Consider the following 23,448-nt stretch of genomic DNA (forward strand, 5'->3'; position numbering starts at 1 on the left):
TCATTTCCCCCTACTTAGTGAGTCGTTGCATAACTATTTGCCATAACGCTGCCTTCTTCAGCAACAAGGGTAATTTCACTACCTGGCGCTTTGTCCCCGATCACACAATTATCCTCAATAATGCTTCCCTCAGAAATAATAGCGCGGTGAATCTGTACATTACGACCAATCTTAACGTTTGGCATAATAACGGAATCCTTAACCATCGCTCCTTCACCTACATGAACACCGTAGAACAATATAGATGTATCGACTGTTCCATGAATTCGGCACCCTTCATTAATCAGTGCGTTTCGGACCGATGCCGTTGAAGAGAGGTACTGAGCCGGCTGGTTCGGATTCTTTGAATAGATTCGCCAAGCAGAATTATTCAAATCCAAATCAGGTGTCTCTTTTAATAAATCCATATTGGCTTCCCACAAACTATCGACTGTCCCCACGTCTTTCCAATATCCTTCAAACGTATAAGCTTTTAACTTCTTCTCATCTTCAAGTAAAGCGGGAATGATATCTTTTCCGAAGTCATGAGAGGAATCTGACTTCGCATCGTCGTTCGTCAAATACGTTTTCAACACGTCCCACTTGAATATATAAACTCCCATAGAAGCTAAGTTGCTCATAGGGTATGCAGGTTTCTCATCAAACTCAATGATGTCCCCGTTCTCTTTGGTATTCATAATTCCAAATCGACTTGCTTCTTCCCAAGGGACTTCAATGACCGAAATGGTAGCATCTGCGTCCTGTTCTTTGTGGTAATCAAGCATCAACGAATAATCCATTGTATAAATGTGATCGCCTGACAGAATCAACACATGTTCTGGGTCGTATTGGTGCAGGAATTTTAAGTTGCGATAAATCGCATTAGCAGTTCCTGTATACCACCCTCCACCTTCCGCTTGCATATAAGGAGGTAATACAGATACACCGCCATATTTCCTATCGAGATCCCATGACGATCCAATTCCGAGGTAATGGTTCAAGACGAGTGGTTCGTATTGTGTCAACACTCCAACCGTATCAATGCCTGAGTTCGTACAATTACTGAGAGGGAAATCAATAATTCGGTACTTTCCTCCGAAAAAGACAGCCGGTTTCGCCAAATCTTTTGTAAGAGATTTTAACCTTGTTCCCTGACCACCTGCTAACAACATCGCTACACATTCTTTGTTTTTCATGACTTGTCCTCCTTTAGTAAAGAAGTTCTCTTCAAGAAGCTTACTCCAAGTGGCGGAATGGTCATCGAGACATGTTGATCTTGACCCTGCCATGGTATGGAAATCGTTTCGAGGGTAGTGCCGTTTAATTGACCTGACCCACCAAAACGGACATCATCACTTGAGAATACCTCTTCATACATCCCAGATGCCGGAACGCCTACTTTATAATCGTGGTACACTACCGGCGTAAAATTACAGATCACAACGATTTGATCCTCACTTGAACGACCTTTACGAATAAATGAGACAACACTTTGCTCGTAATTGTTTGGATCTACCCATTCAAACCCATCTTCCTTATGATCAAGTTCCCATAATGCAGGGTGATCTTTATAGAGTTTATGAAGTTGGCTCATGTAGGTTTGAACAGAGGCATGGGCATCAAAGTTCAGCAACTCCCAATCAAGATCTTCAAGGTCTTTCCATTCATCGAATTGACCGAATTCCGCCCCCATAAATAATAGTTTCTTACCAGGGTGCGCATACATATAAGCTAAGAACGCCCGTAAGTTAGCGAACTTCTGCCAGTAGTCCCCGGGCATTTTATTGAGCAACGATTTCTTGCCATGAACCACTTCGTCATGAGAAATCGGCAACACAAAGTTCTCTGAGAAAGCATAAAACAAGGAAAACGTAATTAAGTTATGGTGATACTTTCTGTGAATAGGATCCATCTCCATGTATTTCAACATGTCGTTCATCCAGCCCATATTCCATTTATAATTAAACCCAAGACCTCCTACATAGGTCGGTGCACTGACTAAAGGCCAGGAAGTTGACTCTTCCGCCATCATTAGAACATTAGGGGTCTCTTCAAAAATGGCCTCATTCATCTTCTTAATAAATGAAACGGCTTCAAGATTTTCACTTCCCCCATATTCATTTGGCTCCCATTCGCCCTCTTCTTTACCAAAGCTTAGATAAAGCATACTAGCCACCGCATCTACGCGAAGACCGTCTAAATGATATTCCTTTAACCAGTAGATCGCGTTCGAAATGAGGAAGCTTTGAACTTCGTTACGTCCAAAATCAAACGTTAACGTTCCCCATTGCGATTTTTCAGCTTTTAGAGGGTCTTCATATTCATACAAAGGCTCCCCGTCGAACCTGCGTAAGCCATGCTGGTCCTTACAGAAATGGCCCGGAACCCAATCCAGGATGACCCCAAGCCCATTCTGATGACACTGGTCCACAAAATATTTAAAGTCATCAGGAGTACCATAACGTGACGTTACAGCAAAATAGCCTGTAGCCTGATATCCCCAAGATCGGTCAAAAGGGTGTTCCGTTATGGGAAGGAGCTCAATATGCGTGTAACCTAATTCCTTCACATAAGGGATCACCATGTCTGCATACTCCCGATATGTATAAAACACTTCAGGCTCAATATTTTTCCAAGATCCGAGATGAAGCTCGTAAATCGATATAGGTGATTCATAGAGATTGGTATTGTTTCGTTCATCCATCCATACTTGATCGTTCCAGTCATAACGATCTAATGGGTATAAAACAGAAGCTGTATTGGGGCGTAACTCGCTTGAGAAAGCATAGGGGTCTGCTTTCAATTGTAAATGGCCGTGAGGCGTTAGAATTTCATATTTATAAACGGTGCCTGGTGGTAAATCAGGAATGAAGGTAGACCACAGTCCATTTTCATTCAGCTTTTCCATAGGGTGTTGTCGTCCATCCCATTCATTAAATGTCCCGACTACGTTAACTTCTCTAGCATGTGGTGCCCAAACGGTAAACCGTACTCCGTCTTGCCCATTTTGTTGCTCTATATGAGCACCTAACAATTGATAGGCATAACGTAGATTTCCCTGGTGAAACAAATAGATATCGTGATCCATAGCTGTCGAAGTGACCAAACTACCACTCACCCTTTTCTCTCCGTGTAAGAGGATTTTGTATTTGTAAAACATCTTACAATCTATGCTTATTGTTATTATAGAATTCACCCAAGACCATTACAATTGATATTTATTAAAAATTTCTGAAAGTTTTGTCGAAAAATGTTTATTTTTATCACTATTAATAGAAATGCTATTAATTCTTATCAGAATTCACTTCACCTATGTAATTTAGCTCCCTCTATTCTTCCTTCTAATAAAATATTACAGTTACATTTCAATTTTCTGATACTTTTTGTAGTCTTCCTTTTTCGTTTTTGATACCCTTTAAAGGGGAAAGCGTTTTCTAGTAGGATAGTAGTGAATACGAATTGGTGGTGTTTCGTTATGAAAAGATTAGTCATAGTCGGGGGCGGCTATGGTGGGTTAAAAATCCTTCAAGATTTACTCGAAGGTGGTTTGCCAAAGGACGTCCATATTACAATGGTAGACCGCAACCCTTATCACTCCCTGAAAACTGAATTTTACGCCATAGCGGCGGGAACAAAAGCAGATAAAGAAGTTCGGATTGACTTCCCAGAACATGATCAAGTTGATTATGTATTTGGAGAGGTTATGGAGATCGATGTGCAGAATCAGAAAATCGTAGTGCGGGAACATGCTGAACCTGTTCCTTATGATGACCTTGTCATTGGACTAGGATGCGAGGATAACTATCATGGAGTTCAAGGAGCTCCTGAATATACACAAAGTGTCCAAACGTTTAAGAAAGCTCGAACAGCAGGATTTGAAGTAGGAAACCTACATGCACACGGGAAAGTTGCAGTGGTCGGAGCAGGACTAAGCGGAATTGAGGTAGCCTCTGAAATCCGTGAAAGCCGTCCCGATTTAAACATTCGACTATTAGACCGTGGGGAGACCGTCCTTCGTCCTTTTGACCCTAAAATTCAAGAGTACGTAGAAGATTGGTTTAAACGAAATGATGTAGAAGTGATTCACCATGCAAATGTAGAATACGTCGAGCGTGATGGCGTTTGTAACAACGGCATCTGCTTTATGAATGATGTGACGATCTGGACGGCAGGGGTTAGACCTAATCATCTGGTACGTGCCTTACCTTTTAAAAAAGACCAACAAGAAAAAGTCATTATCAACGATTACTATCAGGTACCGGAACAACCTAATGTGTACGTCGTCGGGGACTGTGCTTCATCCGATTATTCTCCAAGCGGCCAATTAGCCGGACAGCAAGGGGAGCACATTGCTGCCATTTTGTTAGCTCTCTATAACGGAAATGAACCAGATAAGCCAAAAGAAATAAAACTAAAAGGGTCTCTTGGTTCCTTAGGGAAATCAGATGGATTTGGAAACATGATGCAAAAACCAGTGACTGGTCTATTGCCTCGTCTTGCAAAGTCTGGAGTTCTGTGGCTCCATAGAAGACACTAAAAAACGCTTAGAGTGTGATAGGTACACTCTAAGCGTTTTTGTATAGAACCCTTTTTACTTATAATTTCTTAATAAACACGACCTTCAAGTAATCTCCGGCTTTATATTCTTTCGTCGTCACAAAATCTGACGGCAGTGTATATTGTTCTTCGATTTTGTAGCGATGGCCGGTTTCTTTAAAGGCCTTTTCAACGAACCCTTTAAACTTGCCCATTCCATAGCCACTATAATTTGTGGATGCGATGATTACGCCATTTTTTTCTGTAATAGCAATGGCTTGTTTGAGTAGGTCCTTGTAATCTTTTGCAGCACTGAAGCGATGCTTCTTTGAACGGGCGAAACTTGGAGGATCCAACACAACAAGGTCAAACGTTAGCTGCTTTTTTACCGCATATTTAAAGTACTCGAATACATCCATCACTTTAATATCATGAGCTTCGTAATCAATTCCATTAATGCTAAACTGCTCAACAGTCTTTGGATAACTTCTATTCGCTAAGTCAACGCTCGTCGTCTTTTGAGCCCCTCCAAGAGCCGCAAAAACAGAAAAAGCACCTGTGTAAGAGAACGTATTTAGTACCGTTTTTCCTTCTGCATAGCGATCACGGATGGCTTTACGTACGTCCCGTTGATCTAAGAATACCCCGGTCATTGGACCTTCATTCAAATGAACCGAGAACTGAACGCCATTTTCCTTCACCAACATCGGAAATTCTCCGCGCTCCCCTGTAACGAAATCATCATCGTCGATATATTTTCCACCTGTATTAAAACGTTTTTTCTCATAAATTCCCTTATACTCCACAAGATTCTGAAGAGCCTTCAGGATTTGGTTTTTGAAAGCATAAATGCCTTCACTATACCAGCTTAAGACATAAAAGGCTTCGTAGTAATCAATCGTCAGGCCACCAATGCCATCCCCTTCACCGTTAAATATACGAAAGGCTGTCGTGGACTCATCTTTAAAGAAGCCGCTTCGCTTTTGAAGGGCCGTACCAATTTTCTTCTCAAAGAACGATTGGTCCATTGATTCATCCTGTTGGCGCGTTACGACCCAGCCATACCCTTTATTTTGCTCGCCATAATAACCTCTTCCTATAAAACGACCACGTTCATCAATCAAATGAAGCGTTTGTCCTTCCTCGCTTAGGATATCAGCATTGATCAGAGCTTCCTTTTCAATTAAAGGAAAACCGTCTTTCATCTTCTTTGCATAGTCGTTTCTCACTTTTACTTTTATTTCGTTCTTCATCATCTCACCCAATCTGCTAGAAGTCCTGAACCTAGCTTATTAAAATTATGACGCTCTTACAGCCGTTTCATACCGATGTTTCCCATCTTATCAGAAGAAGGAGGGAATGGGTACAGTTCACGTCACATCCGCACAATTCCCGTTGACAAACATACAGCACGTTTACTAGAATATAGCTTAACTTAATACCGAATTTAGAACTTTCGTATAATCTTGGAGATAAGGTCCATAAGTTTCTACCAAACTACCGTAAATGGTTTGACTACGAGAGACATTAGATACGTGTATCCACTTCTAATGCTTTCTCTGTCAAACTCTAGCCTAAGCTAGAGTTTTTTTATTTCATTCTGTAAGGCATGACTATTGAGGAGGCAAAACAATGACACATAAAGAAACGATCACCAATCGAATTCAAACAGCTCATCACCAACAGGTCGCTGATCTCGTTATAAAGAACGCCCGCATTGTAGATGTATTTAACTTAGAAATCTTCGAAGAGGATGTGGCGATTACAGATGGACTCATTGTTGGGATCGGAGATTATAAAGGTAAAGAGGTAGTGGATGCAGAAGGTAAATACATCTGTCCAGGTTTCATTGATGGACATGTGCATATTGAATCCTCTATGTTACCCCCCTCCGAATTTGAGAAAGTGGTGCTGCCTCATGGGGTCACTTCCGTCATCACCGACCCCCACGAAATCGCAAATGTGGCTGGAACAGAAGGGTTAGACTTTATGATTAAAGATTCAGAGAATCTCACATTAGATGCCTATATGATGCTCCCTTCCTGTGTCCCCGCGACTCCTTTCGAACATGCCGGAGCTACGCTGTTAGCAGAGGACCTTCGCCCTTACTTAAAACATCCACGTGTCTTAGGGCTAGCAGAAGTGATGGATTATCCTTCTTTACAGCAATCAGCTTCTGACCTCCTTGATAAATTAACCATGCAGAAATCGATGAAAATAGACGGGCACCTCGCCGGGTTAGATACAAACGCGATTAATGTATACCGGGCAGCTGGAATCGATACCGACCATGAATGCAAGACTAGAGAAGAAGCACTCGAACGAGTGAAAAGAGGGATGTATGTCATGATTCGAGAAGGATCGGTCTCTAAGGACCTCTCCAACCTTATCCAAGCCGTCACCCCAAACAACGCGCACCGCTTTCTCTTTTGTACCGATGATAAACATATCGATGATTTGCTCGATGAAGGAAGCATTGATCACAACATACGCTTAGCCATCCAACACGGAATTGATCCGCTTCAAGCTATACAGATGGCTACATTAAACGCAGCACAATGTTACGGATTGTCCAATAAAGGAGCTATTGCACCAGGTTATAAAGCTGACTTTGTTTTACTAGACGACTTAACTACCATCACGATATCTGATGTATATAAAAACGGAAAACGGGTTATTGTTCAGGAGTCACAAGAAAAACCTTCCACTCTCTTAGCTCAACAGTTAACACAGAGTGTTACTGTGCCAGACCTATCAGGTCAGCACCTGCAAATTCCGATAAACTCTGCTGAGTTCGCCAATGTCATCGAGATCATTCCAAATAATTTAGTGACACGTAAATTACGTACAAACGTGAATACCGTCAATCATTCTTTTGAGCCATCAACAGAAAGGGACTTACTGAAAGTGGTCGTTGTAGAACGGCATCACGGAACGGGCCATATCGGGACAGGGATCGTAAAAGGGTTCAACCTATCATCTGGAGCCATTGCTACCACTATCGCGCATGACTCACACAATATCGTAGCCGTCGGTACCAATGACGAAGACCTTCTAACTGCCATTCACTCTTTACAAGACATAAATGGTGGGCTGGTTGTCGTAAAGGACGGGAAAGTTGAATCTTCTTTACGTTTAACTATAGGTGGACTCATGTCTACAGAAGCATCAGAGAGTGTTTATAAATCCTTAAAGGAAATGAAGCAATCCCTTCAAACGATTGGATTCCAAGGCCATTTCAACCCATTCTTAACATTGTCTTTCTTAACGTTACCCGTTATTCCCGCGTTAAAGATGACGGATATGGGGTTATTTGATGTAGAGACAGGGCAGCACATCCCAGTTCAATTTGCACACCCCCAGCCCTCTTAAAGCGTTACCGCTGGAGCACCCTCTATTTTCATAAAAAAGGCTCTTTCTGAAAACATACTTCAGAAAGAGCCTTTCTTTATTAAGATAAAGACTTTAAGTAATCCGTTACCGTCTCAATGCCTTTTGTAAAATTCTCTAAGTGTAAATGCTCGTTTGGAGCATGTAAATTTTCTGATGGCAAACCAAAGCCCATCATTACAACAGGCGAGCGTAATACTCTTGAGAAGACCTCTACAATGGGAATAGACCCGCCTTCTTTTGGAAATAGAGGCGCGACTCCATAAACCTTCTCATAAGCTGCGGCGGCCTTTTGAATCATTGGATTCTGAGAGTTAAGGGACACTGGTTTGGCTGTAATAAGCTTCTTTGTTTCAAGTGTCGCACCAAATGGTTTGTTAGCATCTAAATGATGTAACAGGGCTTCATATACCTCTTCTGGGTCTTGTTCCCCTACAAGACGGCAGCTTATTTTCGCATGAGCTTCACTTGGTACAATGGTTTTGAATCCTTCTTCATGAAACCCGCCCGCTAAACCGTTGATCTCAAGGGTTGGTCGAATGCCAGTGCGCTCTTGGAACGTAAATCCATCTTCTCCATAAAACGCTTCTAACCCTAACTCTTTCTTCGTTCCTTCTTCATCAAATGGAATGGAAGCTACTTCTTCTCTTAATTCCTCAGTAGGTTGCTCGACACCTTTATAAAACCCTTCTACTGCTACTTTTCCTTTATTGTCGTGAAGAGAATTCAATAGATCAACAAGACCATGAATCGCATTCGGTACGCCGCCTCCATATACACCGGAGTGAAGGTCGGTATTAGCCGTCTTCAAGTGTAGTTCCATCGCAAGAGCTCCTCGAAGCGAAGTACAAATGGCAGGCTGTCCTTTTTGAATAAAGGAGGTATCCGAAATTAATACGGCATCTGCCGCTAATTTCTCCTGATTCTGTTCAATAAACGGGGGTAGATTGGGACTGGCCATTTCTTCTTCTCCCTCAATACAGAACTTCACATTGACGGGGAGCTCACCATTTTCCTGCATAAGCTTTTCTACCGCTTTCACATGAATGTACAACTGACCTTTGTCATCCGTTGCCCCTCTGGCATAGAGCTTATCATCCCGTATCGTTGGCTCAAATGCAGGAGTTTCCCAAAGTTCCTCCGGGGAAGCCGGCTGAACATCATAGTGTCCATAGATTAAAACCGTAGGCTTTCCTTCAGCATGAAGCCAGTCCCCATAAACAATAGGGTGACCCTCTGTTTGAATAACCTCCAGATTCTCAATTCCTGCTTGGTCCAGTGAATCCTTTAACCATTCGGCTGCCTTCTGTACATCCTCTTTATGTTCAGGCATAGATGAAATGCTTGGGATCTTAAGAAACTCACTCAGTTCATTTATGTAACGTTGATTATGTTCCATTGTACGTCCTCCTTAAAAAGGTTGTTTTCCTATTATAACAAGAAATCGACTCCTTCTCCTTAATTGAATAGCCTGATCCGTCGAAACTTTTGTCATCTAATCCTTAGAAATGTGCATGATTTAAAACATTATACAAACCCTATTATAAATTGGGTTATATAGGAAGACGACCCATGATAAATGTCATATATCCCACCTGACGTTTATGTCTTATAAAGCGTTTACTGTTCCTTTATGATTATAAGAACAGTTCATTCAATAAGCTTTCCTGAAGGAGTTATCATATGGACCACAAAAAACAACAACAAGAATTAAAAAAGAGTGTTGCGGCTTTCGCAAAGCCCGATACAAACGCTGGTATTAAACAGATAATTAACACATTTGTTCCGTTTATTATAGTTTGGTATCTTGCATACCTTAGCCTTTCGATCTCCGTATGGGCAGCCATTCCACTCGCTATGGTAGCCGGTGGATTCGTCATACGTATCTTCATTATTTTTCACGACTGCACACACCAATCTTTCTTAAAAAACAAAAAAGCAAATCGTATTATAGGGACCATAGCTGGTATTATTACGCTGTTTCCATTTGAGAAATGGAAACGAGATCACAATATTCACCATGCTACGAGTGGAAACCTGGATAAACGAGGCACGGGCGATATCTGGGTACTCACAATAGAAGAATATAAAGAAGCATCGTTTAAAGAACGATTAGCCTATCGTTTATATCGTAATCCTCTAGTGATGTTTGGACTTGGGCCCCTTTATTTATTCCTGATTTCAAACCGCTTCAATCGTAAGGGAGCAAAGAAAAAAGAGCGTATGAACACGTATGTGACCAACGTTGCGATTGTTATTCTCTATTCTGTTATGATTTGGGCAATAGGCTGGCAAGCTTTTCTCATCATCAACCTTCCTATTCTTTATGTATCTGGTTTCCTTGGCATATGGTTATTCTATGTGCAGCACCAGTTTGAGGACTCCTATTATGAAGAGGATAGTGAGTGGGATTTTGTGAGAGCAGCCGTTGACGGGAGTTCTTATTACAAACTTCCAAAAGTCTTGCAATGGATTTCTGGTAACATTGGGTTCCACCATGTTCATCACTTAAGTCCGAGAGTTCCTAATTACAATTTAGAGAAAGCTCATGATGCTACACCGCCACTCGAGCATGCGACAACGATTACACTCAAAACGAGCCTTGAGTCTATCCGCTTCCGCCTTTATGATACAGAGAATAAAGGGTTTGTTAGCTTTAGAGAAGCAAAGTCACGCATCAAAGAGGCAAAAGAACCTTTACTTGGTCGAAAACGCCCTAGTTTACAAGAAAAATAAGAAACCAAGATCCCTGCCTCATTGGTTGGGATCTTTTTTATCTGGGTTTCTTGCTTCTATATAGACAGCCGTTCGTGACAAGAGAAAGGGAGGTGAGATATGCTTGAATCACTCCCAGATTAAATCGAGAAAGGAGGTCCATCTGTTATGCAAAACTGGTTTCACATCATCCCAAAGAATACAGGGCTTAGTACATATGTATGGATTATCTTTTGCCTTCTTCCCTTCTTCTTTATATTCAGATCTTCTTCTATGGCAGAGATACTATTCGGGTTTCTGATGATCGCCTTGTTCTTCGTGGCCTATTTGCGATCCTTCAACTCTGAAAGTGGATTCGCCTATGTGTGGGTGAGTATAGAAATTGTTATTAGTCTCATTATGACTTTATTGTTTGGTTACGTGTACTTCTCTTTATTCCTGGCATTCTTTATCGGGAATATCCAACATAAAGGAGGATTTCTTTCTTTATATATTGTCCACCTCACTACAACGTTAGCTGCTGCCACAACGGTTTATATCGCTCAAAACGAGTCTTTGTTCCCTCAGCTCCCTTTTATTATTATCACGATTATAGGAGTTATTTTACTCCCTTTTACTATTCGATACCGGAATCAACAACAGAAACTTGAGGGGCAATTAGAAGATGCAAATGAACGAATTTCACAGCTAATGGTCATTGAGGAAAGAGAACGAATTGCAAGAGATCTTCATGATACACTTGGCCAAAAACTTTCTCTCATAGGGCTTAAAAGTGACCTGGCAGGGAAACTGATCCGTGTAAAGCCGGACAATGCTGTTAAAGAAATTCAAGATATTAACCAAACGGCAAGAACCGCTCTAAAAGAAGTACGTGAAATGGTCTCAAATATGAGAGGATCTAAGCTTGATGACGAAATTTTTCGTGTTCAGCAAATTATTGAAGCGGCCGAAATGACCTTTTCGTTTGAAGGAAACCCTGAGCTTTCGCACACCCCATTATTAGTTGAAAACGTGCTTAGCATGTCTTTAAAAGAAGCGGCTACGAATATTGTTAAGCATAGCCAGGCTTCTAAATGCCACGTATCCATACACCAATCAAATGAAGACGTTGTAATTGAAGTACAGGACGATGGTGTTGGAATCTCTGATAAAATTGATTCGCTAAAAGGTCACGGCCTTCAAGGGATGAAAGAGCGGTTGGAATTTGTTAATGGCTCATTAGAGATCGACGGCACCAACGGCACGACACTTACCATACGGGTTCCAAACGTTGCTCACAAAACAGAAGAGGAGGGATCGATGTGATACGAATTGTCATTGCAGAAGACCAGCGCATGATGCTCGGAGCGCTTGGAGCGTTGTTAGATCTTGAAGATGGTATGGAAGTGGTAGGTCAGGCCAACAATGGAGAAGAGGCCTGCAGACTTGTTCGGGAGCAGAAGCCGGATGTGTGCATTATGGATATTGAGATGCCCGTTAAAACGGGTTTGGACGCTGCAGAGGAACTGAGAGATGAATCTTGTAAGATTATTATTCTCACGACTTTTGCTCGAGCAGGTTATTTTGAAAGAGCACAAAAAGCAAGGGTGAGCGGCTACCTATTAAAAGATAGTCCTAGTGAAGAACTGGCTACATCCATTAGAAGGATTATGGACGGCCAAAGAATCTTCGCCCCCGAACTTATTGACCTTGCTTACGGAAATGAAAATCCACTGACCGAACGAGAAAAGCAAGTGATGCAACTTATGGCCGATGGCAAGAACACTAAAGATATTTCAAGTGAACTGTATATTACACCAGGTACGGTACGTAACTATATTTCTGTCATTTTAGATAAGTTAGAAGTGAGCAATCGTATTGAAGCGATCTCTCGTTTTAAGGAAAAAGGTTGGTTCAAATAGAAAAGGCCCCTCCTATGACTAGGAGAGGCCTTTTCTTAATCCGATTCATTCCACACTTATTTCATGACGAGCACAGGACAAGTTGCGTGCTGAACGATGTTATTACTTACACTTCCAAGAATCATCTTCTTCACGTTACCAAATCCACGATTCCCTACGATAATTAAGTCCATATTACGCTCTTTCGCATAATCACAAATACGGTTTCCTGCGTTTTTCTCAACTTGTCCAACAATGACATCCGTGATAACCTCTACACCTTCTTCTTTCATTTCCTCTTTAAGGCGCTTCATATCGGTTCGGTATTGTTCGGCTAATTCGTTCCCGATACTTTTAGACATTTGGGCATTGGTGAAAGGTCCTGATGTTCGCACGACTGAAACAACATGTATTTCAGCATCCGGCGCGTCGGCGGCTTGGCTTTTTGCCTCTTGTAATGCCTGTTTACTCATTTCACTACCATCATATGCTACGAGGATTTTCTTACGCATGATCAACCCTCTCCTTTGTCATAGAGTGTGTGTTTATACTCTTATTTTAACATATTTTATCAGATTGTTCAGAGTAAATGATTTAGGTATGAGGCAATAAGAAGCCCTCAGAGTATGCTAAAAGAGAAAAAACGTTCAGGGAGATCCCCCTGAACGTTTCTATTCCACCATAATTAGACGTGTTTAATCTTTAATCGTTTTCCAATGCCTTTTTCAATCGCTGCAAACATTTGTTGATCTTTCGGTGCTACAAATGTAATGGCAACCCCATCATCACCTGCACGGCCCGTTCTGCCAATTCGGTGGATATAACTGTCTACATCCTGAGGGATATCGTAATTGTAGACATGCGTGACCCCCTCTACGTCTAAGCCACGTGATGCTACGTCTGTCGCTACTAACAATTGAACCTTAGCTTCTCGAAACTGCTCCATCACTTTTTCGCGTTTCTTTTGGGATAGGTCTCCGTGCAGTTCATCCACTTGATAGCCCATTGCTTTTAAATCTTCATAGAGTTTACTTACCCTTCTTTTCGTTCGACAGAATACAATGCCAAGGAAGGGCTGTGTTTCTTTAATCACTTTACGCAAGGCTTCTTGCTTCTTACGATCCGTCGTCTCAATCACAAACTGTTCGATTTCTTCTACCGTCCGTCCTTTTTCTTGAATTCGAACTTGTTTGGGATCTCGCATAAATTTATAGGCTAATTTATTAATATCAGATGGGAGAGTCGCTGAAAACAGAGCCATCTGTTTATGGGTTGGTGTTTGGCGAACAATCGTTTCAACATCTTCAAAGAAGCCGAAATGAAGCATTTGATCTGCCTCATCCAACACAAGGAAGGATACATTCGACAGATCAATGGTCTCTCGGCGCATATGATCCAACAAGCGTCCTGGTGTTCCAATGACCACTTGTGTTTTATCTAGTTTTTTTACTTGCTGTTGTACATCCTTTCCTCCGTAGACAGCAAGCACATTCACTTCTTCAGAAAGCCTCTCTAACTCGGCTGTAAGCTGAAGCGCCAACTCTCTTGTAGGCGCCACTATAAGTGCCTGTATGGCAGGATTCTTCACGTCGATTCTTTCAAGGAGTGGTAATAAAAAGCCAAACGTTTTCCCTGACCCGGTTTGAGCTTGGGCAATGACGTCCTTCCCTTCGAGTAATAAAGGAATGACTTCATCTTGAATGGGTGTTGGAGTAGTAATCCCCATTTCTTTCAATCGGGTTATACTCATTTCTTGTAAATTTAATTGGTTAAAACTATTCAAAGGCGTATCCTCTTTCTTTTTTTATCATATTCATCTATTGTATCACTCAATCAGGATACTGTTATACCTTTTCTAAACTCTACACCATCATACATACGCACAGGAAAAAGAGCGCGACTCCCACGCCCCCTCCTCCAATACCTCTATAATCCGATGAACAACACTGCGGCGCCCCAGTGTCTTTTCAGATCCCTTTCAACCTCCCTCCTATATGAATGGACAATCATAAACTTATATCTATTCGATCTACTCCCCCTTTAGTGGCAGACGTCTATATACACAGGAACCTACTATCCGCCCTCCCTCTCGTTTTCTATTTCATCTACTTTCCATACTTGGTCCATGACCGCAAAGTCTATCTAGCAATGAAACACGTTAAGCTTCTTACCACGACTCATCCGACCCCCGACCAAATACACGATCTACTCGTCGTTTTCCTACTCGGATCTCCCCTGGCCTTCACCCCATACTCTTTGGCCTTATAAGAAAACTTCATCAGTCGTTCATCAAGAATTTCTTTCCTTCCTTTATTTTCAAACACTGATTCAATCTTCGAGGCGACCTCCTCCATCGTTAAAAGAAAACGGGAACCTCCGGAAACCGTTGCAACCTTCATCACAGAAACTAAACTCCACACCCACATCATACTCCAAAACATCGAAACCATTTTCTTCATCTTGCATCTCCTCCTTTAATTTCATCCTGCGTTTATTTTTCCTATGCCTATTAAATTGGACGAAATCTCTTCTTTTCCTTTTTGAATCGTTCCTCAAATAACTGCATGGTTTTACAGCGTGACTATAATTGTCGTCGTTTGATTGGGAATCCTAGCTAGAATCGACTTCACAAGTGTATAGTCTCGGTCATCCGACAGAGTTTTGAGGGACTCACTACATGTGAATTTTCTTAAAAAAGTTAAAGGAACAAAGGAATCTCTGAAAGGAGTGAAGGGTGACTCTTGAAAGGGAGCTCCTAAGCTAAGGAAAAACGTTACCAAATACCTAAACCTTTTGACTTCTTTTCATTCATTTTCATCAAACGGGTGCTACAAAACCTTTTTAGACCCATATATATTATGAGTTATGTTTATCTAATGAGAGGAGATGGCTCATGATTAAAATGACACGTGTACTAATCATCTTGATTGCCTTTGTTCTTTTAGCACCCTCCTTTGTTACAGCAGGTTCTATTAAAGAAGGGGGAGCCTCAGGTACCCCCGGAGAATGGTGGCTCGGTGAGCTTCCCTCCGATCCCCTCCCATCTAAACACCCGATTTTATTTGTCCACGGCTTGAATAGTTCATCGACTACATGGACCGACCAAAATGATATGGACGAAATTTCATATCAGAGAGGATACGAGACCGCATTTATTGACCTCTATCCCACAAAAGATATGTGGGAGAACGGCGCTTTGCTTTCACAAAAAATTAAAGAGGTGTATAACCATTTTGGCGAAAAGGTGGTTGTGGTGGCCCATAGCAAAGGGGGCATCGATACGCAGACTGCCCTTGTCCATTATGGCGCCGATCCTTATGTGGAACGAGTCATTACGCTCTCCACCCCTCACTATGGCTCTCAATTAGCTGATTTGGCATACAGCAGTTGGGCTGGATGGCTAGCGGGGATTTTAGGGAGTAAAAATGAAGCTACCTCTTCTCTTCAAACAGGGTATATGGATTATTTCAGATCCGTCACAGATGAACGTTTAAATGTAAGGGACACGCCGATCTATACACTCGGGGGAACCAAATGGGGAAGCTTTGGCAGTTCCCTTTATTGGGGAGGACTTTATTTAAGGGCTTATGGAAGTAATGACGGCGCCGTAACGGTTCAAAGTTCAAGACTTCCCTACGCAACAGAACTTAAAGTCGGAGATTGGAATCATACAACCATTAAAGAAGGATCATCTACGTTTTCCGTTTTTGAGAACTACTTGAACAAAAACGCTGGTTACTTAGCCAGCTTTCAGGCTGCAGCAGGGCTGGAAGGAAATGAATCGAATAATTTCTCTGAAAATGCGGACCGCTACATTCACGGGGGGATCTATTCAGGAATGAAGGAAGAGCCCATCCTTGTAGAACCAGGGGCAGAGTCTATTACAGTTGATTGGATGAGCGAGCATTTTGAGTCAAATGTTGGTTTGATTTCACCGAGCGGCAAAACGTACAACAACCTTCAAGTAAGAAAAGACGATACCGCCTATTTAAAAGGCGCCTATCATCATACCGCTACAATCCAAGATCCTGAAGCAGGAGAATGGATAATCAGGGCCTTATCCAATCAACAGGAGCATTATTTACTCAACGTAACCTACGATAGCCCACTCAATTCCCTCCTTACTTCTGAAATGAATAACGGAACCGTTCATATAAAGTCAAAGAACGAACACGTAAAAGTGAAAACAGATATGACCATCGCCTATTATAAAAAAGGACAGTTGAAGCATCTAAATGTAAAAGCCAATAAACAGAATGATTCTTTCCGACTTCCAAACCTCGGTTCAGGCACCTATAATATGACGATTAATGTAAATGGAACAATTGACAAGACCCCTTTTCAAAGAACAACGATTACATCCGTGTATGTAGATGAAAAAGGGCAATTATTTGGACATTAACCGAGAACTATTTTATGATAAAAAGGCCTGCTTCTTTAACATAAGCAGGCCTTTTTTCTATGAATATCCGCACGCATTTTAGTACAAAATAGAATGCTCAAACGTTTAAGAGAACACGAACACAGGTAATAATATAAGTAATGAGAATGATAATCGAATCAGCTCATTCCCTCTAATGTAATCACACCATATCAACCTTATTTTCGATACCCTATCCATCTAAATCACATTTACAGCTTTAATATGCGGGAACAACTTGACAAATCATCGCAGATATATAATAATAGTTTTTGAATTATAATGATTTTAAATTAATAACTTTTACACAAAAAAGAGGAGGATTTTTCATGTCATTAATCGGTACTGAAGTACAACCATTTAACGCGAAAGCATTCAAAAACGGTGAATTCGTTGACGTAACAGAAGAAAACTTTAAAGGTCAGTGGAGCGTCGTTTGCTTCTATCCTGCAGACTTTTCATTCGTTTGCCCAACTGAACTTGAAGATCTTCAAAACGAATATGCAGCACTTCAAGAACTAGGTGCTGAAGTTTACTCTGTTTCAACAGATACTCATTTCGTTCACAAAGGTTGGCACGATAGCTCAGAAAAGATTAACAAGATCACTTATACAATGATCGGTGACCCTTCTCAAACAATTTCTCGTAACTTTGAGGTACTAAACGAAGAAGAAGGTCTTGCAGATCGTGGTACATTCATCATCGATCCAGACGGTGTTATCCAAACAGTAGAAATTAACGCTGGCGGAATTGGCCGTGACGCAAGCAACCTTGTTGGTAAAATCAAAGCAGCTCAATACGTTCGTCAGAATCCAGGTGAAGTTTGCCCAGCTAAATGGGAAGAAGGTTCTGAAACACTTACACCAAGCCTAGATCTAGTAGGTAAAATCTAAAGGAGTGCACTCATAATGCTTGAAGCAGATATTAAAGCTCAATTAAACCAATATCTAGAACTATTGGAAAGCGATATCGTGCTTAAAGTTAGTGCAGGTTCTGATAAAGTATCAAAAGACATGCTAGCTCTTGTAGAAGAGCTAGCTTCTATGTCTTCTAAGATTACATTCGAGGAAGCACAATTATCCAGAACGCCTAGCTTTAGTGTGAATCGCGTCGGAGAAGATACTGGAGTTACGTTCGCAGGTATTCCTCTTGGACATGAATTTACGTCTTTAGTTCTTGCTCTTCTACAAGTTAGTGGCAGAGCCCCTAAAGTTGACCAAAGTGTCATCGATCAGGTTAAGAACATTAAAGGTGAGTACAACTTTGAAACGTATGTTAGCTTAAGCTGTCATAACTGCCCTGATGTGGTCCAGGCCTTAAACATGATGAGTGTTTTAAATCCTGGTATTACTCATACGATGATTGACGGCGCAGCTTTCAAAGAAGAAGCTGAAAGTAAAAACGTGATGGCTGTTCCTTCTCTGCATCTTAATGGAGAATTCTTGAGCGGTGGTCGCATGACGTTAGAAGAGATCTTAGATAAGATTGTTGAAGGTCCTAGCGCTGAAGAATTTACAGATAAAGACCCATATGATGTTTTAGTTGTCGGTGGTGGCCCAGCTGGTGCAAGTGCGGCCATTTATGCTGCTCGTAAAGGAATTCGTACAGGCGTCGTAGCTGAGCGTTTCGGCGGTCAGGTTCTAGACACCATGAGTATTGAAAACTTTATTAGCGTATCAAGCACAGAAGGACCGAAGCTTGCTGCAAGCCTTGAAGAACACGTGAAGGATTACGACATTGATGTCATGAACCTTCAGCGTGCAAGCAGCTTAGAGAAGAACGATGGTATGTTCGAGCTCGGGCTTGATAATGGTGGCGTCCTAAAAAGTAAAAGTGTCATCATCTCGACCGGTGCACGCTGGCGTCAAGTTGGCGTACCAGGTGAAGAAGAGTTCAAAAATAAAGGTGTGGCATACTGCCCTCACTGTGATGGTCCTTTATTTGAAGGAAAAGACGTAGCTGTGATCGGCGGAGGTAACTCCGGAATTGAAGCAGCTATTGACCTTGCAGGCATTGTGAAGCACGTTACAGTACTTGAGTTTGCTTCAGAACTTAAAGCCGACCAAGTCTTACAAGAACGTGCAAACAGCCTTCCTAACATAACGATTCATACCAACGCCCAAACAACTGAGATCACTGGAGACGCTAACGTAAACGGTATTACGTATGTGGATCGCGAGACAGGTCAGGAGAATCACGTTAAGCTAGAAGGCGTGTTCGTCCAAATTGGACTTGTTCCAAACACAGAATGGTTAGACGAATCCATTGAGCGTAACCAAATTGGCGAAATTGTCGTTGATAAGCGCAATGCCACAAGCATCCCTGGTCTATTTGCTGCTGGTGATGTGACAGATGTTCCGTATAATCAAATCATTATCTCTATGGGAACAGGCGCAAATGCTGCCTTAGGCGCATTTGATTACCTGATTCGCAACTAATCATAGAACTTTTGAAAGACGCTCGTCCTTTGGACGGGCGTCTTTTTGTATGTCTTTTTTTATATCTCTTTCCATGGGAGTACTGGAGAAACGATATCCCCAACGCTCCTCTCTTGAAATAGATGGACTCCCCCTTTTAAGAAGTCGGACGTGCGACTTCTCTTACAATTATTTACACACCACAAAAATACATATACGGTATAAATGACAAATGTTTACTTATTCAAACTAAAGTTTGGAGTGATCCCTATGTCCACCGCGAAGCTGACAGAACGAGAACGCCAAGTTTATGAGTTAATTCAAAAGAACCCTTATGTGTCTCAACAAGACTTATCAGAAACCCTTCATTTATCACGTTCCACTGTAGCCAACCTGGTTTCAAGTCTTGTTCAGAAAGATGTTTTATTAGGGCGTGCCTATGTATTGAATGATTCCCAACAGGTCGTATGTGTAGGGGGGGCCAACGTTGACCGAAAGTTTCGTAGTTTAGAGCCTTTTCAGCTTCATACGTCTAATCCGGTGCAATCAAGTTACAGTGTGGGCGGAGTGGCTCGGAATATAGCAGAAAACCTGGGTAGACTTGGCTATAATCCAAGTTTAATTACAGCTGCAGGTAAAGATGCGGACTGGGAAATCATTGAACGTGCCTCGTCGCTCATCCAGTTAGACACCGTTCTTCATATTCCGTCTGCCTCTACCGGGACCTATACGGCTGTCTTAAACGCTGAAGGAGACATGACTGTAGCTTTCGCTGATATGGAAGTCTATGACTATATCCTCCCTCCTTTACTAAGCACACACGATAAGAAACTGAAACAAGCTTCCTGCATCATCGCAGATTTAAATTGTCCCAAAGAAGGTCTCTATTATCTCTTGCAGAAGGCACAAAGCTTTCACGTACCGCTTGCTTTTGTTACCGTATCGATCCCTAAAATGAAGCGTCTGCCTAAAGATTTGAGCGGCCTTACATGGTTAATGACAAACGTGGAAGAGAGCGCGTCTTATCTTGGGATGACAATTGAAACGAATAAGCAATGGGAGGACGCCGTTACCTATTGGCTGGAGCGTGGCGTATCCTATGTAACCGTTACCTGGGGTGAACACGGAGTAATGGTGGGTTCAGCCGAGGGCATCGAGCTATATGAAACAGCTACTATACCAGAAGTACAAGACGTAACAGGAGCCGGAGATGCGTTCGCAGCTGCTGTAATCTATTCATGGTTAGAAGGAAAGACGCTAAGAGGAGCGATTCAAACAGGCCTTCAAAGTGCGACTTTATGTATCCAATCTCATTACACCGTTCGTCCAGATTTAACTCCCCAACTATTAAACGCTCAGGAGGAAAAAATATGAACGTACACTTAACAAGATCTCCAGAAGTTGAAGAAGCAGCAAAACACGGTAAACCGATTGTAGCTCTTGAATCAACAATAATCTCTCACGGAATGCCGTACCCACAAAATGTAGCCACAGCAAGAGAGGTAGAACAAATTATTCGCGAGAACGGAGCTGTGCCGGCAACGATCGCTATTCTAGACGGAAAGATTAAAATCGGTTTAACAGACGAAGAACTTGAAGAACTAGGCTCAAGAAACGATATAGCCAAAGCCTCCCGTAAAGATATTCCTTATCTAGTAGCTACTAAAAAACCAGGTGCCACAACCGTTGCAGCTACGATGATTTGTGCAGAACTAGCCGGTATCCAGATCTTTGTCACAGGAGGAATCGGCGGCGTCCATCGCGAGGGTGAAACCACTATGGATATATCTGCGGACTTAGAGGAGTTAGCTCATACCAATGTAGGCGTTGTCTGTGCCGGCGCTAAGTCAATTTTAGATTTAGGTCTTACTCTTGAGTACTTAGAAACAAAAGGCGTGCCTGTCATGGGCTATCAGACGCAGACGCTTCCTGCCTTTTTCACTCGCACCTCCCCATTTGCTGTTCATTATCAAGTGAACGCGCCTAGTGAGATTGCCTCTATTCTTAAAGCTAAATGGGAGTTAGAGATCAATGGAGGGGCTGTCATTGCTAATCCAATTCCTGAAGAATATGCAATGGATGAGCAGTTCATTAACGGGGTCATTGATTCAGCGATTGCAAAGGCAAAGTCACTAAATATAGAAGGAAAAGACGTCACACCATTTCTATTAGATCAAGTGAACCAAGCAACAGAAGGTAAGAGTTTAGCGGCTAATATCCAACTTGTAAAATCGAATGCAAGGCTCGGGGCCCAAATTGCCGTACACTACGCAAAACAAACGTTACTTATATAAAAAAGGACTTTTCATTAGAAAAGTCCTTTTTACTACGTCTTAAGAAGTCTGACTTATATCGTTTTCTTCCTCTGAAAGATAACTATAAAGAGGTCGTTTATTTAAACCAAGTGCTTGATCTGTATTCTTATGAATATCCTTGAGAAGCTCAGGGTGGTCAGCTAATGTTAACCCGTAAGAAGGAATCATCTCTTGGATTCTCGGTTTCCACTCTTCCATCTGTTGAGGGAAGCAACTCTCCATCAGATCAAGCATAACTTGAACAGCTGTAGAGGCCCCTGGTGAAGCTCCAAGTAAGGCAGCAATGGAACCGTCAGAGGAGTGAACAACTTCCGTTCCAAACTGAAGCGTTCCTTTCCCACTGTCATCCGTGTCTTTTATGACCTGCACACGTTGACCAGCGACAGACAGACTCCAATCACCACTATTAGCGTCAGGGATGAATTCTCTTAACTCTTCCATCCGCTTTTCTTTAGATTGAACCACTTGTTCAATTAAATACTTAGTAAGTGAAGCATTCTTTACCCCCGCTGCTGACATGGTCGCAAGATTATCTGTTTTAACAGATGTAAATAAATCAAGAAACGAACCTTTCTTAAGGAACTTCGGAGAAAAGCCAGCAAATGGACCGAATAATAAGGTTCTCTTTCCATCAATATAACGAGTATCCAAATGAGGAACAGACATTGGCGGTGCCCCTACTTTTGCTTTCCCGTATACTTTCGCATTGTGTTTCTCCACAACTTCTGGATTGTTACAAACCAAAAACTGACCGCTCACCGGGAAACCACCAATGTGCTTAGACTCTGGAATACCTGATTTCTGAAGAAGGTGAAGACTTCCTCCGCCTCCCCCAATGAAAACAAAATCCGTAACGTGGTACTCAATTCGGTTTTGAGCCTGGTTTAATACTTTCACTTCCCAGGATCCATCCTCAAGTCTGTTTAAATTCTGTACACTATGCTGGTAGTTAAGCTCTACATCTGTTGCTTCTAGATAATCAAACATTTTACGCGTAATGGTCCCGAAATTCACATCTGTTCCTGAGTCCATTTTCGTAGCAGCAACCGCTTCTTCTGGATTACGACTCTCCATCATGACAGGCATCCATGCTTTCAACTCTTCTTGATTATCAGAAAACTGCATACCCTGAAACTGAGGGTGTTCTGACATCGTTCGGTAGCGCTTTCTCAGGAATTCAACATTCTGCTTCCCTTGCACAAAGCTCAGATGAGGCAATGGCATAATAAACTCTTGTGGTTTCTTAATGCGATCATTCTGAATTAAATACGTCCAAAATTGCTTGGATACTTGGAACTGCTCATTCACTTTAATGGCCTTTGAAATATCAATGGAGCCATCGGATTGTTCCTTTGTATAGTTGAGTTCACATAAAGCCGCATGTCCCGTACCCGCATTGTTCCATACATTCGAACTTTCTTCTCCTGCACTGTTTAACTTTTCAAATACTCTAATTTTCCACTCTGGCACTAATTCTTTCAGCAATGATCCTAACGTAGCGCTCATAATTCCTGCACCAATCAGGATCGCGTCGGTTTTTTCATAGTTTTTACTCATAGTCCCATACTCCCTATGTCTTACAGAAAAGAGGAAACATTTCATCCCGCCCCGGGTGCCTCATCTTTTCTAGTATTTTATAACCTACTACTAGTGTATCACTTTCCAAAAATATTGAAAATTAATTCTATTGCAATACCCACTTTATAATCGGTTGTAATGAGAGTTGTAAAACCAATTACGGTGAACCATTTAAACGAAACTTTTATACTTTATCATTTCCCATTTCTTAGCTAAAT

The 23,448-nt window shown here is 41.8% G+C and carries 17 protein-coding genes, 1 pseudogene and 1 riboswitch; of the genes and pseudogenes, 10 read left to right on the plus strand and 8 right to left on the minus strand.

Going from position 1 to position 23,448, the window contains the following annotated elements:
- Positions 1–14: 14 nt before the first annotated feature.
- On the minus strand, positions 15–1,175 hold the full coding sequence (locus QNI29_RS20575) for a glucose-1-phosphate adenylyltransferase (RefSeq protein ID WP_231419465.1): 1,161 nt from the start codon (positions 1,173–1,175) through the stop codon (positions 15–17).
- Positions 1,172–3,067 carry a 1,4-alpha-glucan branching protein GlgB gene (gene glgB / locus QNI29_RS20580; RefSeq protein ID WP_231419560.1) on the minus strand — a complete coding sequence of 632 codons (1,896 nt, stop codon included), beginning with the start codon at positions 3,065–3,067 and terminating at the stop codon, positions 1,172–1,174. The genes QNI29_RS20575 and glgB overlap by 4 nt, the downstream gene beginning before the upstream one ends.
- Before the next feature lie 387 nt (positions 3,068–3,454).
- Between glgB and QNI29_RS20585 the strand changes: the two genes are divergently transcribed.
- On the plus strand, positions 3,455–4,516 hold the full coding sequence (locus QNI29_RS20585) for an NAD(P)/FAD-dependent oxidoreductase (protein ID WP_231419464.1): 1,062 nt from the start codon (positions 3,455–3,457) through the stop codon (positions 4,514–4,516).
- 58 nt (positions 4,517–4,574) lie between these two features.
- On the opposite strand, the gene QNI29_RS20590 is transcribed toward QNI29_RS20585, so the two are convergent.
- Positions 4,575–5,768: a class I SAM-dependent rRNA methyltransferase gene (locus QNI29_RS20590; RefSeq protein WP_231419559.1), complete on the minus strand. Its 1,194-nt coding sequence runs from the start codon at positions 5,766–5,768 to the stop codon at positions 4,575–4,577.
- Positions 5,769–5,951: 183 nt separating this feature from the next.
- Positions 5,952–6,053: riboswitch (purine riboswitch) on the plus strand.
- A gap of 94 nt (positions 6,054–6,147) precedes the next feature.
- On the opposite strand from QNI29_RS20590, the gene ade reads away from it, so the two are divergent.
- On the plus strand, positions 6,148–7,887 hold the full coding sequence (gene ade / locus QNI29_RS20595) for an adenine deaminase (RefSeq protein ID WP_231419463.1): 1,740 nt from the start codon (positions 6,148–6,150) through the stop codon (positions 7,885–7,887).
- 79 nt (positions 7,888–7,966) lie between these two features.
- Here the strand turns inward: ade and QNI29_RS20600 are convergent, their stop codons facing one another.
- Positions 7,967–9,304, minus strand: coding sequence for a dipeptidase (locus QNI29_RS20600; RefSeq protein ID WP_231419462.1), 1,338 nt, complete (start codon positions 9,302–9,304; stop codon positions 7,967–7,969).
- A gap of 284 nt (positions 9,305–9,588) precedes the next feature.
- Here QNI29_RS20600 and QNI29_RS20605 point away from each other — a divergent pair, with 284 nt between their 5' ends.
- The 3 genes from QNI29_RS20605 to QNI29_RS20615 all read left to right on the plus strand — a co-directional run bounded on the left by QNI29_RS20605 (position 9,589) and on the right by QNI29_RS20615 (position 12,521).
- Positions 9,589–10,641 (plus strand): Delta(5) desaturase DesA, encoded by a 1,053-nt coding sequence (locus QNI29_RS20605; protein ID WP_231419461.1) that lies wholly within the window; start codon positions 9,589–9,591, stop codon positions 10,639–10,641.
- A gap of 147 nt (positions 10,642–10,788) precedes the next feature.
- Positions 10,789–11,925, plus strand: coding sequence for a sensor histidine kinase (locus tag QNI29_RS20610; protein ID WP_231419460.1), 1,137 nt, complete (start codon positions 10,789–10,791; stop codon positions 11,923–11,925).
- A complete protein-coding gene (locus tag QNI29_RS20615) occupies positions 11,922–12,521 on the plus strand; it encodes a response regulator transcription factor (protein WP_231419459.1) in 600 nt (199 codons plus the stop codon). The genes QNI29_RS20610 and QNI29_RS20615 overlap by 4 nt, the downstream gene beginning before the upstream one ends.
- A 56-nt stretch (positions 12,522–12,577) precedes the next feature.
- On the opposite strand, the gene QNI29_RS20620 is transcribed toward QNI29_RS20615, so the two are convergent.
- The 3 genes and pseudogenes from QNI29_RS20620 to QNI29_RS20630 all read right to left on the minus strand — a co-directional run bounded on the left by QNI29_RS20620 (position 12,578) and on the right by QNI29_RS20630 (position 14,959).
- Positions 12,578–13,012 carry a universal stress protein gene (locus QNI29_RS20620; protein WP_231419458.1) on the minus strand — a complete coding sequence of 145 codons (435 nt, stop codon included), beginning with the start codon at positions 13,010–13,012 and terminating at the stop codon, positions 12,578–12,580.
- Positions 13,013–13,212: 200 nt separating this feature from the next.
- Positions 13,213–14,250 (minus strand): annotated as a pseudogene (locus tag QNI29_RS20625) (DEAD/DEAH box helicase); the annotation flags it as partial.
- Positions 14,251–14,677: 427 nt separating this feature from the next.
- Entirely contained in the window at positions 14,678–14,959 is a 282-nt protein-coding gene (locus QNI29_RS20630) for a hypothetical protein (protein WP_231419457.1), read from the minus strand.
- Between the two features lie 434 nt (positions 14,960–15,393).
- Here QNI29_RS20630 and QNI29_RS20635 point away from each other — a divergent pair, with 434 nt between their 5' ends.
- The 5 genes from QNI29_RS20635 to QNI29_RS20655 all read left to right on the plus strand — a co-directional run bounded on the left by QNI29_RS20635 (position 15,394) and on the right by QNI29_RS20655 (position 21,631).
- A complete protein-coding gene (locus QNI29_RS20635) occupies positions 15,394–16,902 on the plus strand; it encodes an esterase/lipase family protein (protein ID WP_231419456.1) in 1,509 nt (502 codons plus the stop codon).
- Positions 16,903–17,249: 347 nt separating this feature from the next.
- Positions 17,250–17,813, plus strand: coding sequence for an alkyl hydroperoxide reductase subunit C (gene ahpC, locus QNI29_RS20640; protein WP_231419455.1), 564 nt, complete (start codon positions 17,250–17,252; stop codon positions 17,811–17,813).
- A 12-nt stretch (positions 17,814–17,825) separates the two neighbouring features.
- The gene (gene ahpF, locus QNI29_RS20645; protein WP_231419557.1) at positions 17,826–19,358 is read left to right on the plus strand and encodes an alkyl hydroperoxide reductase subunit F; all 1,533 of its coding nucleotides are present in this window, start codon (positions 17,826–17,828) and stop codon (positions 19,356–19,358) included.
- A gap of 249 nt (positions 19,359–19,607) precedes the next feature.
- Complete coding sequence (locus tag QNI29_RS20650; protein ID WP_231419454.1) at positions 19,608–20,711, plus strand: carbohydrate kinase; 1,104 nt, start codon at positions 19,608–19,610, stop codon at positions 20,709–20,711.
- Complete coding sequence (locus QNI29_RS20655; RefSeq protein ID WP_231419453.1) at positions 20,708–21,631, plus strand: pseudouridine-5'-phosphate glycosidase; 924 nt, start codon at positions 20,708–20,710, stop codon at positions 21,629–21,631. Before QNI29_RS20650 ends, QNI29_RS20655 begins: the two co-directional genes overlap by 4 nt.
- A 39-nt stretch (positions 21,632–21,670) precedes the next feature.
- Here QNI29_RS20655 and mqo read toward each other — a convergent pair whose 3' ends face one another.
- Complete coding sequence (gene mqo, locus QNI29_RS20660) at positions 21,671–23,209, minus strand: malate dehydrogenase (quinone) (RefSeq protein WP_231419452.1); 1,539 nt, start codon at positions 23,207–23,209, stop codon at positions 21,671–21,673.
- Positions 23,210–23,448: the final 239 nt, after the last annotated feature.

The sequence above is a fragment of the Pontibacillus chungwhensis genome (assembly GCF_030166655.1).
In the GTDB taxonomy this organism is placed as follows: Bacteria; Bacillota; Bacilli; order Bacillales; family BH030062; genus Pontibacillus.

Bases quoted from the DNA above. Each gene is read 5' to 3' on its own strand.
- QNI29_RS20575 (WP_231419465.1), bottom strand. From the start codon at position 1,175: ATGAAAAACAAAGAATGTGTAGCGATGTTGTTAGCAGGTGGTCAGGGA.
- glgB (WP_231419560.1), bottom strand. From the start codon at position 3,067: ATGGATCACGATATCTATTTGTTTCACCAGGGAAATCTACGTTATGCC.
- QNI29_RS20585 (WP_231419464.1), top strand. From the start codon at position 3,455: ATGAAAAGATTAGTCATAGTCGGGGGCGGCTATGGTGGGTTAAAAATC.
- QNI29_RS20590 (WP_231419559.1), bottom strand. From the start codon at position 5,768: ATGAAGAACGAAATAAAAGTAAAAGTGAGAAACGACTATGCAAAGAAG.
- ade (WP_231419463.1), top strand. From the start codon at position 6,148: ATGACACATAAAGAAACGATCACCAATCGAATTCAAACAGCTCATCAC.
- QNI29_RS20600 (WP_231419462.1), bottom strand. From the start codon at position 9,304: ATGGAACATAATCAACGTTACATAAATGAACTGAGTGAGTTTCTTAAG.
- QNI29_RS20605 (WP_231419461.1), top strand. From the start codon at position 9,589: ATGGACCACAAAAAACAACAACAAGAATTAAAAAAGAGTGTTGCGGCT.
- QNI29_RS20610 (WP_231419460.1), top strand. From the start codon at position 10,789: ATGCAAAACTGGTTTCACATCATCCCAAAGAATACAGGGCTTAGTACA.
- QNI29_RS20620 (WP_231419458.1), bottom strand. From the start codon at position 13,012: ATGCGTAAGAAAATCCTCGTAGCATATGATGGTAGTGAAATGAGTAAA.
- QNI29_RS20630 (WP_231419457.1), bottom strand. From the start codon at position 14,959: ATGAAGAAAATGGTTTCGATGTTTTGGAGTATGATGTGGGTGTGGAGT.
- QNI29_RS20635 (WP_231419456.1), top strand. From the start codon at position 15,394: ATGATTAAAATGACACGTGTACTAATCATCTTGATTGCCTTTGTTCTT.
- ahpC (WP_231419455.1), top strand. From the start codon at position 17,250: ATGTCATTAATCGGTACTGAAGTACAACCATTTAACGCGAAAGCATTC.
- QNI29_RS20650 (WP_231419454.1), top strand. From the start codon at position 19,608: ATGTCCACCGCGAAGCTGACAGAACGAGAACGCCAAGTTTATGAGTTA.
- QNI29_RS20655 (WP_231419453.1), top strand. From the start codon at position 20,708: ATGAACGTACACTTAACAAGATCTCCAGAAGTTGAAGAAGCAGCAAAA.
- mqo (WP_231419452.1), bottom strand. From the start codon at position 23,209: ATGAGTAAAAACTATGAAAAAACCGACGCGATCCTGATTGGTGCAGGA.